This window comes from Zongyangia hominis, from assembly GCF_014385095.1.
GTDB classification, from domain to species: Bacteria; Bacillota; Clostridia; order Oscillospirales; family Ruminococcaceae; genus Zongyangia; species Zongyangia hominis.
Genome location: NZ_JACRTC010000001.1, coordinates 480222 through 493227 on the forward strand (window position 1 = coordinate 480222; position 13006 = coordinate 493227).

At 55.5% G+C, this 13006-nt stretch carries 13 protein-coding genes; 5 read left to right on the forward strand and 8 right to left on the reverse strand.

The features are described from left to right. Positions 1-11 precede the first annotated feature (11 nt). The 4 genes from glpK to H8709_RS02120 all read left to right on the forward strand — a co-directional run bounded on the left by glpK (position 12) and on the right by H8709_RS02120 (position 4757). The gene (gene glpK / locus H8709_RS02105; protein ID WP_262396712.1) at positions 12-1496 is read left to right on the forward strand and encodes a glycerol kinase GlpK; all 1485 of its coding nucleotides are present in this window, start codon (positions 12-14) and stop codon (positions 1494-1496) included. A gap of 206 nt (positions 1497-1702) precedes the next feature. Beyond that, positions 1703-3148: an NAD(P)/FAD-dependent oxidoreductase gene (locus H8709_RS02110; RefSeq protein WP_262396713.1), complete on the forward strand. Its 1446-nt coding sequence runs from the start codon at positions 1703-1705 to the stop codon at positions 3146-3148. Beyond that, entirely contained in the window at positions 3148-4416 is a 1269-nt protein-coding gene (locus H8709_RS02115) for an NAD(P)/FAD-dependent oxidoreductase (protein WP_262396714.1), read from the forward strand. Before H8709_RS02110 ends, H8709_RS02115 begins: the two co-directional genes overlap by 1 nt. Further along, positions 4413-4757, forward strand: coding sequence for a DUF1667 domain-containing protein (locus H8709_RS02120; protein ID WP_262396715.1), 345 nt, complete (start codon positions 4413-4415; stop codon positions 4755-4757). The genes H8709_RS02115 and H8709_RS02120 overlap by 4 nt, the downstream gene beginning before the upstream one ends. A 409-nt stretch (positions 4758-5166) precedes the next feature. Here H8709_RS02120 and H8709_RS02125 read toward each other — a convergent pair whose 3' ends face one another. From H8709_RS02125 to H8709_RS02145, 5 genes are all read right to left on the reverse strand, one after another. Continuing rightward, positions 5167-5817 carry a class I SAM-dependent methyltransferase gene (locus H8709_RS02125; protein WP_262396716.1) on the reverse strand — a complete coding sequence of 217 codons (651 nt, stop codon included), beginning with the start codon at positions 5815-5817 and terminating at the stop codon, positions 5167-5169. After that, entirely contained in the window at positions 5795-6355 is a 561-nt protein-coding gene (locus H8709_RS02130; protein ID WP_262396717.1) for a PadR family transcriptional regulator, read from the reverse strand. The genes H8709_RS02125 and H8709_RS02130 overlap by 23 nt, the downstream gene beginning before the upstream one ends. Positions 6356-6516: 161 nt before the next feature. Beyond that, positions 6517-7218 carry an L-ribulose-5-phosphate 4-epimerase gene (araD, locus tag H8709_RS02135; protein WP_262396718.1) on the reverse strand — a complete coding sequence of 234 codons (702 nt, stop codon included), beginning with the start codon at positions 7216-7218 and terminating at the stop codon, positions 6517-6519. A 13-nt stretch (positions 7219-7231) separates the two neighbouring features. Continuing rightward, positions 7232-8899 (reverse strand): ribulokinase, encoded by a 1668-nt coding sequence (araB, locus tag H8709_RS02140; protein ID WP_262396719.1) that lies wholly within the window; start codon positions 8897-8899, stop codon positions 7232-7234. A 148-nt stretch (positions 8900-9047) separates the two neighbouring features. Further along, positions 9048-10133, reverse strand: a complete 1086-nt coding sequence (locus H8709_RS02145) for a GntR family transcriptional regulator (RefSeq protein ID WP_262396720.1) — start codon at positions 10131-10133, stop codon at positions 9048-9050. 312 nt (positions 10134-10445) lie between these two features. Between H8709_RS02145 and H8709_RS02150 the strand changes: the two genes are divergently transcribed. Beyond that, complete coding sequence (locus tag H8709_RS02150) at positions 10446-10604, forward strand: hypothetical protein (protein WP_262396721.1); 159 nt, start codon at positions 10446-10448, stop codon at positions 10602-10604. 103 nt (positions 10605-10707) lie between these two features. On the opposite strand, the gene H8709_RS02155 is transcribed toward H8709_RS02150, so the two are convergent. The 3 genes from H8709_RS02155 to H8709_RS02165 form a co-directional block, all read right to left on the reverse strand. Beyond that, positions 10708-11100, reverse strand: coding sequence for a ComEA family DNA-binding protein (locus H8709_RS02155; RefSeq protein WP_262396722.1), 393 nt, complete (start codon positions 11098-11100; stop codon positions 10708-10710). Positions 11101-11219: 119 nt separating this feature from the next. Next, complete coding sequence (locus tag H8709_RS02160; protein ID WP_262396723.1) at positions 11220-12158, reverse strand: transketolase family protein; 939 nt, start codon at positions 12156-12158, stop codon at positions 11220-11222. After that, positions 12159-13004, reverse strand: a complete 846-nt coding sequence (locus tag H8709_RS02165) for a transketolase (protein WP_262396724.1) — start codon at positions 13002-13004, stop codon at positions 12159-12161. It abuts the gene before it with no gap. Positions 13005-13006: the final 2 nt, after the last annotated feature.

Here is a 13006-nt window from a genome sequence, read left to right on the forward strand (position 1 = left end):
AAGGAGAGAAAATGAAGCAGTACGTCATCGCTTTAGACCAGGGTACCACCAGCTCCCGCGCTATCATCTTTGACAAGGAGCAGAATATCATCGGCATGGCCCAGAAGGAGTTTACCCAGCATTATCCCAAGGAAGGCTGGGTGGAGCACGACCCCATGGAGATCTATGCTTCCCAGTACGGCGTCCTCATCGAGGTCCTGGTCAAAAGCGGCGTCAAGCCCGAGGAAATCGCCGCCATCGGCATCACCAACCAGCGGGAAACCGCCATCGTCTGGGACAAGAACACCGGTCGACCGGTCTGCAACGCCATCGTCTGGCAGTGCCGCCGCACCGCGGATATTTGCGAGGACTTAAAGGCCAGGGGCCTGACCGATTACATACGGGAGACCACGGGACTGGTGGTGGACGCCTATTTCTCCGGCACCAAGATCAAATGGATTCTCGACAACGTGCCCGGCGCCCGGGAAAAGGCGGAGCGGGGCGATTTACTTTTCGGCACGGTGGACACCTGGCTCATCTGGAAGCTGACGGAGGGAAAAGTCCACGTCACCGATTACACCAACGCCTCCCGCACCATGATCTATAATATCAAGGATCTGTGCTGGGACGAAAGGATGCTCAAAGAGCTGGACATTCCGGCCTCCATGCTCCCCGAGGTTCACGATTGCAGCGAGGTCTACGGCACCGTCAACATCTCCGGCGTCCCGGTCCCCATCGCGGGCATTGCGGGCGACCAGCAGGCGGCCCTCTTCGGCCAAACCTGCTTTGAGAAGGGCGACGCCAAGAACACCTACGGCACCGGCTGCTTTTTGCTGATGAACACCGGCGAGGAAATGTACTTAAGCAAAAACGGGATGCTCACCACCATCGCCATCGGACTAGACGGCAAGGTAAGCTATGCCATCGAGGGCAGCGTCTTTGTTGGCGGCGCCGTCATCCAGTGGCTGCGGGATGAGCTGCGTTTCATCGTGGAGTCCAAGGACTCCGAATATTTCGCGGAAAAGGTCCCCGACAACGGCGGGGTCTATGTGGTGCCCGCCTTCACCGGCCTCGGCGCGCCTCACTGGGATATGTACGCCCGCGGCTCCATCTTCGGACTGACCCGCGGCTCCAACCGCAACCACATTATCCGCGCTTCTTTGGAGTCCATCGCCTATCAATCCCGGGATCTGCTGACGGCCATCATCGCGGACACCGGCATTGACGTGAGCGAACTCAAGGTGGACGGCGGGGCCTCAGCCAATAACTTCCTCATGCAGTTTCAGGCCGACATCATCGGCAAGCGGGTCCGCCGCCCCATGATCCGGGAGACCACCGCCCTGGGAGCCGCCTATCTGGCGGGGCTAGCCGTGGGGCTCTGGAAGGACTTGGACGAGATCAAAAACAACTGGACCCTCGACAAGGTCTATGAGCCCGAGATGGGCGCCGCCACCCGGGAGCGGCTGGTGGCCGGCTGGGACAAAGCCATCGGACGCAGCAAAGACTGGGCCAGATAGGATAAATATTTTGGAATCGTAATTGCAAAAACCAAGCGAATTTGCTATAATAAAACTGTACTAAAATGTCGGAGTGAAAGAGTCGATACATTTTAGGCGTGCTTTTGCATGACCTAATGTGGATCGGCTCTTTTTGTTTTGCTCCCAGTGCGAGGAAGACGCCAAGAAACGGCATCATCCCATCTTCGTCAAGAAAGGATGTCATTATGGTTGATGTAGTCATCATCGGCGCAGGCATCGTGGGCTGCAGCCTGGCTTATGAGCTGTCCAAATACCAGCTCTCCACCTTAGTCTTAGAAAAGGAAAACGACGTGGCCTGCGGCACCACCAAGGCAAACAGCGCCATTGTCCACGCGGGATACGATCCCCACCCCGGAACCAAGATGGCAAAATACAATGTGGAAGGAAACCGGCTTATCGAGGAGCTGGCAAAAAAGCTGAGCGTACCCTACAAAAAGGTGGGCTCCTTTGTGTTGGCCTTTGACGATGCCGATATGGACACCGTCCGGGACCTTTATGACCGGGGCGTCAAAAACGGCGTGCCCGATCTGCAGATTCTTTCCGCTGCGGAGACGCTCGCCCTGGAGCCCAATCTCAACCCCCAGATCAAGGGCGCCCTCTACGCCCCCTCCGCGGGCATCGTCTCCCCTTGGGAGCTGGCCATCGCCATGATGGACACGGCCATGAAAAACGGCGTGCAGCTGCGCAAGAGCTGTGAGGTCACCGGCATGGAGAAGACGGAGGAAGGTTTCCTCCTCCACACCGGCACCGGCGACATCGCCGCCCGGTATGTGGTCAACGCCGCCGGGCTTTATTCCGACGAGGTCCACAACATGGTTTCCGCCCCCAGCTTCACCATCACCGCCAACAGAGGGCAATACTATCTCCTCGACAAAAACCAGGGTGATGTTGTCCATCACGTCATCTTCCAGTGCCCCTCCAAGGTGGGAAAAGGGGTGCTTGTCTCCCCCACCGTCCACGGCAACCTGATTGTGGGGCCCGACGCCAACGACGTCAGCGGCCGGGACGACGTGAGCACCACCCGGGAGGGCCTCGACTTTGTTATGCAGGCGGCTTCCCGCTCCTGCGACAAGGTCAACTACCGCCAGTCCATCCGCAACTTCGCGGGCAACCGGGCGCTGAGTGAAATCGACGACTTTATCATCGGGGAGGCCCCCGACGCCAAGGGCTTCTTCGACATCGCGGGCATCAAGTCCCCCGGCCTCACCTCCGCCCCCGCCATCGCGGTGGACGTGGTGCGGATGCTGGGCGGCGCAGGGCTTCCCCTCACCCCCCGGGACCAGGTGGTGGACCGTCGGGAAAAGATCACCTTCCGGGAGCTTTCCCCCAAGGAGCGGGCGGCGCTCATCGCCAAGGACCCCCGGTACGGCACCATCATCTGCCGGTGTGAGACGGTGACGGAGGGCGAAATCATTGACGCCATCCACACCCCCACCGCGCCCCGCTCGGTGGACGCCGTCAAACGGCGCTGCAACGCCGGTATGGGACGGTGTCAGGGCGGCTTCTGCGGCCCCAGGGTGCTGGAAATTCTCAGCCGGGAACTGCAGCTCGACCCCCGGGAGATTCCCCAGGACAAGGCCGGCTCCGCCATCGTCATCGGCGAGACAAAAGTGAGGGAGGACATCCACTGATGAAATACGATCTGGTAGTGGTCGGCGGCGGACCTGCCGGCCTGGCGGCGGCGCTGTCCGCCCATGAAAACGGCGCGCAAAAAATTCTGATCATCGAGCGAGACCGGGAGCTGGGCGGCATCCTCAACCAGTGCATCCACAACGGCTTCGGCCTGCACTATTTTAAAGAGGAGCTCACCGGCCCCGAATATGCCCTGCGTTTTATCAAGATGCTCAAAGACACCGGCATCGAGATAAAGCTCGGCACCATGGTTCTAGATATCTCCGAGGATCGTGTCATCCAGGCCATGAACAGCGCCGACGGCTATATGGTCATCGAGGCGGGCGCTATCATTCTGGCCATGGGCTGCCGGGAGCGGACCCGGGGCGCCATCGCCATTCCCGGCGACCGCCCCGCCGGCATCTTTACAGCCGGGGCGGCCCAGCGGTATCTCAACATGGAAGGCTATATGGTGGGCAAACGGGTGCTGATTTTAGGCTCCGGCGACATCGGCCTCATCATGGCCCGCCGGATGACGTTAGAGGGCGCCAAGGTCCTGGCTGTGGTGGAACTCATGCCCTATTCCAACGGCCTCAACCGCAACATTGTCCAGTGCCTCCACGACTATGACATCCCCCTCTATCTCTCCCACACCATTACCGATATCAAAGGCCATGAACGGGTGGAAAAGGTCATTGTCTCCAAGGTGGACGAAAAGAGGCGTCCCATCCCCGGCAGTGAAATTGAGTTTGACTGCGACACCATTCTCCTCTCGGTGGGACTCATCCCGGAAAATGAGCTCTCCCGTGGCGTGGGCCTCCAAATCGACCCGCGCACCAGCGGTCCGGTGGTCTATGAGAACATGGAGACCTCTATGGAGGGCATCTTCGCCTGCGGCAATGTGGTCCATGTCCACGATCTGGTGGACTTTGTCACCCAGGAAAGCACCCGTGCCGGACGGGCCGCCGCCCGCTACCTCAAGGAGGGCGCGGCTGGCAAGGAACAGGTGCTGCCTGTCAAAAACGGCTCTCACGTCAACTACACGGTGCCCCAGCACATCCGTCCCGCCAATGTGGAAAAATTCGTGGAGGTCTTCTTCCGGGTGGACAATGTCTACCGCGATATGAAAATTGTAGTCACGTCCGGGGACAAGGAGCTCTGCTCCTTCAAACGGGAGCACATGGCCCCCGGCGAGATGGAAAAGATCGTCCTGCCCAAGAAATTTTTGGATGCGGCGGGACAGGAACCCATCACCATTGCAGTCGTCAGTCAGGAGGGAGAACATTGAAAGAACTTATTTGCATTGTCTGCCCCAAGGGCTGCCACCTGCGGGTGGACGAGGAAAATGGCTACGCAGTGACGGGTCACAGCTGCCCCAAGGGACAGGACTACGGCTACAAGGAGCTGACCAACCCCACCCGCGTCATCACTTCCACCGTCAAAATTGACGGCGGCATCCATCGGAGGCTTCCGGTCAAAACCAACCGGGACATTCCCAAGGGCAAAATCTTCGATGTGGTCAAAGCCCTGGACGCGGTGGAGGTCTCCTCCCCTATCCAGGTGGGCGACGTCATCGTCAAAAATATACTGGACACAGGCGCCGATATAGTTGCAACTCGGGATATGTAAAGACATAATAAACGGATTTTATGTCGAATTAAGGTGATTGTTCCTGATCCATTCCATGATTTGTTGTTTTTGCTACTTTTAATCCGAAAAATTACCCATATTTTGTGACGTGTTACACCAAAATTTCTTAAAAAACACTTGTATTTTACTAGTGTCTGGACTATAATAATGATGGTACTTGTTTCAGAATAAAAAGCAAGTCCGTTTACAATTGATTACTTCTTATTTCTTCTTCTCATTAAAAGGAGCCGGGTGTATATAATCACTGCGGCTCCTTTTAATTTTGCATGATTTTGATTCTTTTTGCTTTATTATCAAAGTAAAGCAAAATCAGGGATGACGTCACAAAACCCAGCCGCATGAGTGCGGCTGGGTTTTGTGATGATGGGAACCTCTTTCCCCGATGGCGTTATTTGGCGCCCCAAATGGACAATCCGAAGAAGTCGGACTTGACGTAGGCCGTTTTGAGCGTAGACTTTTGCAAAAGCACCTGTACCTCTTGGATGGTATAGGAGGCATGGAGGGAAGTAAGAAGCCCCGGGCGCATCGCTTTGGGCTTTGTGGATAGGTAGACGAACCACTTTTTCCACAGCGCCGCGTCCCGCCGCAGGTCGGTGATGCAGTAGCGTCCGCCGGGCCGCAACACCCGGTCGATTTCGTCGAAGACTCGAACCGGATCCTCCCACTCGTGGAGGGAACCGTTGGAGATGACATTGTCAAAGCTCTCATCCGGCAGGGGCATGTCCATGGCGTTTCCCTCCACATAGGTGGCGGGGATGCGGTAACTTTCGGCGTTGTTACGGGCCAAGCGTATCATGGCGGGGCTAATTTCACACCCGGTCAGTGTGACGTTTCCCAGCTGCTTGGCCACCTCCAGGCCGACATAGCCAGGACCCGGCCCAATTTCCAGCAATTCGCCGCCGTTGATGCCCGTGGCAATCATGTCCTCCACCCCGTTCCAGCCTTTATCCCGCATATCACGCGCGAACTGATCAAACACTGCGACGGTCATCTCTTCTTGGATTCCAACATTAGTCTCAGTGACTCTCGGCTTCGTCATCGTTTCTTCCCTCCTTCATTTGTTCGATGGCCTGTTCCGCCCAGCTGCGCTCCGCCTGATAGTGGAGCTCATGGTGGGCAAAAATGAGGGCCGCCGCCCCGCGCATGTTCTCTGGGATGGCGGAGAGCACCTGCTCCCGGTGGACCGCGATGCGCTCCAGCGACTCTGTTTGATTGGCCGCGTGGCACTGGAGGGCCGCGATAAAATCTCCCCGATCCACATAGTCGGAAAAGAAGAGGGCGGCGTCCACGTCAAAGGTGGGCCGGTATTCCATCTCCAGAGTCTGGCGGAGCAGTTCTAAGAACCTTTCATTCCCCTGGTTGGTGACATGATAGACCCGCTTCTCCGGCCGTACTCCCTCTTTGACGTGCTGCGCCGCAATGATTCCGGTGGCCTCCATCTTTTCCAGGTGGTAGTAGATAGTGGGCAGCTTGATGTCCGTAAAGTCCGCCATCTGCTCCATGAGCATCTTCTTGATCTGATAGCCGTGCTGGGGTCCAAACCGCGTGAGTATTCCCAAGATATACAGTGGAATCATAGAATTGCCCTCCTTTTCATTACTCAGCACTGACTATAATTATAGTCAGCACTGAGTAATTGTCAAGTGCCATATACAAAAAAGCCCCAGGGGAATTTCCCCTGGGGCTTTTCATGTTCCATGCGATGAAAGACATCCACGTCCTCATCAAAGCGAATATGTTATTTTTTCTGTCCGTAGTAAGCGTTTTTGCCGTGCTTTCTCAGATAGTGTTTATCTAACAGTGTTTGCTGCATGGCGGGATACCCTTCTCCTGCCAGCATCTGGGTGTGCCAAGCCATCATTGCCACCTGCTCGAGCACCACGGCATTGTGAACCGCTTCCACCGGCGTTTTGCCCCAGGTAAAGGGTCCGTGGCTGTGCACCAGCACCGCCGGCACCATGTTGGGGTCGATGCCCCGGGTCCTAAAGGACTCCACAATGATTTTTCCGGTTTCCAGCTCATATTCCCCCTGAATTTCCTGGTCGCTCATCCGGTCCGTGCAGGGAACCGCGCCGTAGATATAATCGCCGTGGGTGGTACCATAGGCGGGAATGTCCTTCCCCGCCTGGGCCCAGATCGTCGCCCAGGGAGAATGGGTGTGGACAATGGCGCCGATATCGGGAAACTGGCGGTACAGTTCCAGATGGGTCGGCGTATCCGACGAGGGGTTGAGTTCCCCCTCCACAACATTGCCTTTGAGATCCAGCACCACCATGTCCTCCGGCTTCATGACGTCGTACTCCACACCGGAGGGCTTGATGACCACCAGTCCCTTTTTGCGGTTGATGGCGGATACATTGCCCCAGGTGAAGGTGATGAGGTTGTAGGCGGGCAGCAGCATATTGGCTTCATACACTTGTTTTTTCAGCGTTTTGAGCATAATTGCCTCTTTTCTACCGGTCCACAGATTTTTTGATGTTTTTGAGCCGCTTCATCACATCGTTGCCACCCTTGCCGAAGTAGTCGTGCAGGATGGAATATTCGGCGTACAGTTTGTCGTAGACAGCCACATTTTCCGGGATGGGGGTATACACCACGTCCTTGAGCTTGCCCATGACTTTGGCCGCGTCAAAGATGCTGTCGTAGCCGCCGTTATCCTTGCCAGCCGCCACGGCTCCAAAGATGGCGGAACCCAGCGCCGGACCCTGGGTGCTGCCCGCGATTTTGATGGGCATATTGATGATATCGGCGTAAATCTGCATGACCATGGGGCTCTTCTGGGCGATGCCGCCGGAAGCATAAAATTCGTTGACCGCGACACCGCTCTCCCGGAAGGTCTCGATGATCTTGCGGGTGCCGTAGGCGGTGGCCTCCACCAGCGCCCGGTAGATTTCCTCGGCGGTGGTGGCGAGCGTCATGCCCACCATCATGCCGGTCAGGTCCACGTCCACGAGGCAGGAGCGGTTGCCATTCCACCAGTCCAGGGCCACCAGGCCGCTCTGGCCGGGCTTGAGGGCGCTTGCCTTCTCTTCCACAAAGTTATAGATATTCTTGCCTTCTGCCTTGGCCTGGGTGTAGTAATCGGCGGGCAGGCAGTTCTCCATAAACCAGGCAAAGTGGTCGCCCACACAGGACTGTCCCGCCTCATAGCCATAGTATCCGGGCAGGATACCGTCCTCGACGACACCGCACATGCCGGGGACCTCCTTCTCCACCTCGGAGAGGAGCATGTGGCAGGTAGAGGTGCCCATGATGGCCAACATCTTGTCAGGGCCATCTATTTTGACCGCAGGGACGCAGACATGGGCGTCCACGTTACCGACGGCTACCGCTGTCCCCACCTGGAGACCGGTGAGTTTTGCGGCGGCTTCGGTGATCTCCCCCGCCTTCTGTCCCAGCGGTGTGATGTCACAGCCCAACTTCTCTTCCACAAAGTTTTCCAAGCGCGGGTCCAGAGCCTTAAAGAACTCCTTGGAAGGATAACCCTTCTGTTTGTGCCAGATTGCCTTGTAGCCGGCGGTACAGGAGTTTCTGGTCTGCACCCCGGTCAGCTGCCAAATGACCCAGTCGGCCGCCTCCACGATGAAATCGGTGGCCGCATACACTTCCGGCGCCTCGTCCAAAATCTGCCAGACTTTGGGTACCACCCACTCGGAGGAAATTTTGCCGCCGTAACGTGGAAGCCAGTCCTCACCGCGCTGCGCGGCTATTTCATTGAGTTTGTTGGCCTTATCCTGAGCCGCGTGATGCTTCCACAGCTTGATGTAGGCATTGGGATTGGATTTGAATTCCTCTAAAAAGCATAGCGGCGTCCCATCCGCCTTAACCGGCAGAATGGTGCAGGCGGTAAAATCGATGCCGACGCCGATGACGTCCTCCGCTTTGACCCCGGTTTCTTTTAAAACCGCGGGTATCGCGTTTGCAAAGACGTCCAGATAGTCCTGAGGATGCTGAAGCGCCCAGTCCACGCCCAGCTTGGTTCCATCGGGCAGGGTTTCGTCCATCACCGCGTGGGGATATTCGTAGACACTGCTGCCCAGTTCATCGCCGGTGGCAACATCCACCAGCACTGCCCGTCCGGAAAGAGTGCCGAAATCAACGCCGATTGTATACTTGCCCATAGTAGCCTCCTTTGGCGGCAGCGCCGCCCTTTTCTCTGTCATAACTACAATGTTGTACGTACAACTATTGATATCTACTATTTTATAGAAAAGAATGAGAAATAGCAATCGGGAGAATAGATAAAATTCATACCTGTTTTTTGAAGTCTTAAATGATCTTGACCGTATCTCTCTCGACAAGCTGTGGTTTGATGATGAGAGTCTGGTCCTCTTCCGGGTTTTCAATGAGTTTGATGATACGGTCGGCCGCCTGTTCCCCCAGATGGGAACCCGCATGGGCTACCGAAGTAATGCCCACCGATTGGAGGGTGGCTAAGTTAGAGTCGTCAAAGCTGACAAGGGACATATCCTCCGGCACGCTCTTTTCATTGCGGGAGAGCATGTCCATAAACTTGAGCGCGATCTGGTCGTTGTAGCACACGACGCCGGTGCAGCGACTGAGGCGATTGAGGATGATGCGGTCATACTCCCCGGAGAAAAAGCTCTCGATGTCCTCGGTGGTATACCATACCACCGAGCTGTCGTTGAGGATGATACCCGAATTTTTCAGCGCCTTGGCAAACCCCGCGTACCGGCTGTGGCCCTGGATGTCGTCGGACTTAAAGATGCCGCCGATTTTCCGGTGCCCGGCGTTAATTAGGGCCGTCGCAGCGGTGTATCCGCCGAAATCATCGTCCATGACGACCTTGTTGCAGCTGAGCGCCGGATAATAACCGTTAATAAAGATATAGGGGATGCCCTGGGCGTCAAATTCCTTGTAGATGTCCAGGTTGGGATTGGGCAGGGCGCTTTTGGTGGCCTCCACTATAAGCCCATCAATGCCCTTGTCCAGCAGGGAGCGCAGCAGCTTTCCCTCGTTTTCCACCTTGTTGTAGGTGATACCCAGCGACATGCCGTAGCCGTAGTGGGAAAGGACCGTATCAATTCCCTTAATAATGCCGGGAAAGATATAATCATCCACATAGGTGGTGACAACGCCGATGTTCATGGTTTTGGGATGGCTTTGAATACTGGACGAGCAAATATAGGTGCCGCTGCCCCGCCGCCGCTCCAGCAGCCCTTCCGCCTCCAGAGCGCCGATCGCCTGCCGAACCGTCTGGCGGCTGATGCCAAACTTCTCTGCCAATATATTTTCAGAAAGCAGTTTCTCTCCGTTGGCAAATGTCTTGTCCACGATGTTTTTTCGAATCCATTCTCTGAGATAGACGTGTTTTGGAACGTTTTTAATATCCATGATACAACCCACCTCCTGATTGTATTTACATCTTTTTTATTATTGTAAATGTTCTGTACAGTGAAAACAATTGACAAATCTGATATTTTTTCATCCACTTTTTATATTTTTATGATAAACGGGGCGTTTCTTTCCTCATTTTCGTCTGTTTCCAAAGTTAATTGAGGGATAATCTTCGGGTTTTCCCGTCCAATTGATTTCCAAAGTTGTTAGTAGTAAAAATTTCATGTATGCTTTTGGTTACAAATTGTATGCAGCATTTTGGGCGATCTAGCTAAAAAGATCAGGGGATATTTTGGATCAAAATATCATATGGATACGATAAAAACGTTTTTTGGAGGAGGACAACAAGGGAAAAAAAGACTTGGATGGCTGCATACGTCAATCGCTCATTCACACGATTTTTCGCCCTTTCTGGAGAAGGAAATTACCGAAAAATCGCCATTTTTCGTCCTTTCTGCCCATAAATAAAAAACGCAGCCATTTTGTCGGCTGCGTTTTTACTTTGTTTCCCTCGTCCTTCCAAGCAGGACAACCCCACGAATTCCCATTGGGTTTACGTGCTTGCCACTAGCTATTCTAAAACGATGTAAGGCCGGATATTTTCCAGCGTCTTCTCTCCGATGCCGGAGACGTTGACCAACTCCTCGACGGAGCGGATGACGCCCACCGCCTCCCGATAGTCCAAAATGGCCTGGGCTTTCACCGGCCCAATGCCGGGAATTTGGTCCAGTTCCTCCTTGGTGGCCGCATTAATATTGATGGGAAAATGAACCGATACGCTTTCCGAGGTTGACGCGCTGGAAAAGACATCGCCGTTTCCAGAAGCGCTCAGTGATTCCTGCTGATAATAGTGGATTTCCGGTTCAACCACGGAGGGAATGGTGGCGGCATTAAAGGCCACCAGAAAAATGGACATGAGAAGCACGATGATGAGTAGAATTTGAATGTCGCGGCGATTGCCCATGGATGTCACTCCCTTCCCCAGTTGTCCTATCTAGTATAGCATATTATATGACAAATTTCGACATCTATGCTAAAAAAAGGAGCCGCACTGTAAGGTACGACTCCTTTTTATTTGTTCAATTACAGGGACGCTTTGATCGTTTGGGCGATATCTTCGCCGGTGAGATGAAACTGCCGGAGCAATTCCACCGCCGGTCCGGAGTAGCCAAAGCGGTCCTGGACGCCGATGCGGTGTACCTTGACCGGGCACTGCTCCGCCACCACAGCGGCAACAGCTTCGCCCAGGCCGCCGATAACGCTGTGCTCTTCGGCGGTAAAGAGAAGTCCGGTCTCCCTTGCCGCCTTGACGACGATCTCCTCGTCCAGGGGCTTGATGGTGTGGATGTTGATGACCCGCACGTCGATGCCGTCGGCCGCCAGCAGCTCGGCGGCTTTGAGGGACTGCTGTACCATGAGGCCGGTGGCGATAATGGTAGCGTCCTTGCCGTCCCGCAGCTGGATGCCCTTGCCCAGCTCAAAATGATAATCGGGAGCATTGTTGACATTCTCCACCGCCAGTCTGCCGAAGCGCAGATAGACAGGTCCATCGTGCTGAATGGCCGCTTCCACCGCCGCCCTGGCCTCGGTGTCGTCGCAGGGATTGAGGATCACCATGCCGGGGATGGCGCGCATCAGCGCGATGTCCTCCAGACACTGGTGGGTGGCGCCGTCTTCGCCCACCGTGATGCCCGCGTGAGTGGCGCCGATCTTGACGTTGAGGTGGGGATAAGCGATGGAATTGCGGATGATCTCATAAGCTCTGCCCGCCGCGAACATGGCGAAGGAACTGGCAAAGGGAATCTTGCCGCAGGTGGCCATACCGGCGGCCACGCCCATCATGTTGGCCTCCGAAATGCCGCACTCATAAAAACGCTCGGGGAACTTTTTGAGGAATACTTCGGTTTTGGTGGCCTTGGCGAGGTCCGCGTCCAGAACCACCAGATTTTCATATTTGGAACCCAGTTCGGCCAAAGCCGCGCCGTAGCTTTCCCGGGTTGCTTTTTTGATGACGTCCGCCATTTATTCCACCTCCAATTTATTGAGAACGGCGTGCAGTTCTTCCATGGCTTGCTTAAACTGCTCGTCGTTGGGAGCCGCGCCGTGCCACGCGCCGTTATTTTCCATGAAGGATACGCCTTTGCCCTTGATGGATTTGGCGATGATGGCGGTGGGCTTGCCTTTGGTTTGCTCCGCCGTATCCAGCGCCTGCATGATGGCGTCCAAATCATGGGCGTCAATCATCTCCACCGCGAAGCCGAAGGAGGTGAATTTCTCTTGTAAAGATGCGGGAGAATTGGAATAAGCAACATTGCCGTCGATCTGCAGTCCGTTGCAGTCGACAATGGCGCAGAGATTATCGAGCTTGTAATTGGCCGCAAACATGGCGGCCTCCCAGATCTGGCCCTCCTGGGTCTCGCCGTCGCCGAGGATGGAATAGACCCGGTAGTCCTTCTCCGCCGCTTTTCCGGCCGCTGCCATGCCGCAGGCTGCGGAAAAGCCCTGTCCCAGGGAGCCAGTGGACATATCGATGCCTGGGGTGCCTTTCATGTCGGGGTGCCCCTGGAGCATGGCGCCCGGCTGGCGCAGCTTCAAAAGCTCCTCCACAGGGAAATATCCCTTGAGCGCCAGCGCAGCGTAGACCGCCGGCGCGCAATGGCCCTTGGAAAGAACGAACCGGTCCCGGTCCTCCCACTTGGGATTTTTCGGGTCCAGGCGCATCTTGTTAAAATAGAGACAGGCGAGAATGTCCGCGATAGACAGCGAACCGCCGGGATGCCCCGATTTTGCAGCGTGGACCGCTTCCACCGCGTGGATTCTGATCTGGCACGCCGTCTTTTCCAGTTGTGTCTGTAACTTCATTTCCATAA

What these genes read in the sequence shown, in the direction of transcription:
- H8709_RS02165 (WP_262396724.1), bottom strand. Translation starts at nt 13,004, where the DNA reads ATGGAAATGAAGTTACAGACACAACTGGAAAAGACGGCGTGCCAGATC.
- H8709_RS02115 (WP_262396714.1), top strand. Translation starts at nt 3,148, where the DNA reads ATGAAATACGATCTGGTAGTGGTCGGCGGCGGACCTGCCGGCCTGGCG.
- glpK (WP_262396712.1), top strand. Translation starts at nt 12, where the DNA reads ATGAAGCAGTACGTCATCGCTTTAGACCAGGGTACCACCAGCTCCCGC.
- H8709_RS02150 (WP_262396721.1), top strand. Translation starts at nt 10,446, where the DNA reads ATGGATACGATAAAAACGTTTTTTGGAGGAGGACAACAAGGGAAAAAA.
- H8709_RS02160 (WP_262396723.1), bottom strand. Translation starts at nt 12,158, where the DNA reads ATGGCGGACGTCATCAAAAAAGCAACCCGGGAAAGCTACGGCGCGGCT.
- H8709_RS02155 (WP_262396722.1), bottom strand. Translation starts at nt 11,100, where the DNA reads ATGGGCAATCGCCGCGACATTCAAATTCTACTCATCATCGTGCTTCTC.
- H8709_RS02130 (WP_262396717.1), bottom strand. Translation starts at nt 6,355, where the DNA reads ATGATTCCACTGTATATCTTGGGAATACTCACGCGGTTTGGACCCCAG.
- H8709_RS02125 (WP_262396716.1), bottom strand. Translation starts at nt 5,817, where the DNA reads ATGACGAAGCCGAGAGTCACTGAGACTAATGTTGGAATCCAAGAAGAG.
- H8709_RS02145 (WP_262396720.1), bottom strand. Translation starts at nt 10,133, where the DNA reads ATGGATATTAAAAACGTTCCAAAACACGTCTATCTCAGAGAATGGATT.
- araB (WP_262396719.1), bottom strand. Translation starts at nt 8,899, where the DNA reads ATGGGCAAGTATACAATCGGCGTTGATTTCGGCACTCTTTCCGGACGG.
- H8709_RS02110 (WP_262396713.1), top strand. Translation starts at nt 1,703, where the DNA reads ATGGTTGATGTAGTCATCATCGGCGCAGGCATCGTGGGCTGCAGCCTG.
- araD (WP_262396718.1), bottom strand. Translation starts at nt 7,218, where the DNA reads ATGCTCAAAACGCTGAAAAAACAAGTGTATGAAGCCAATATGCTGCTG.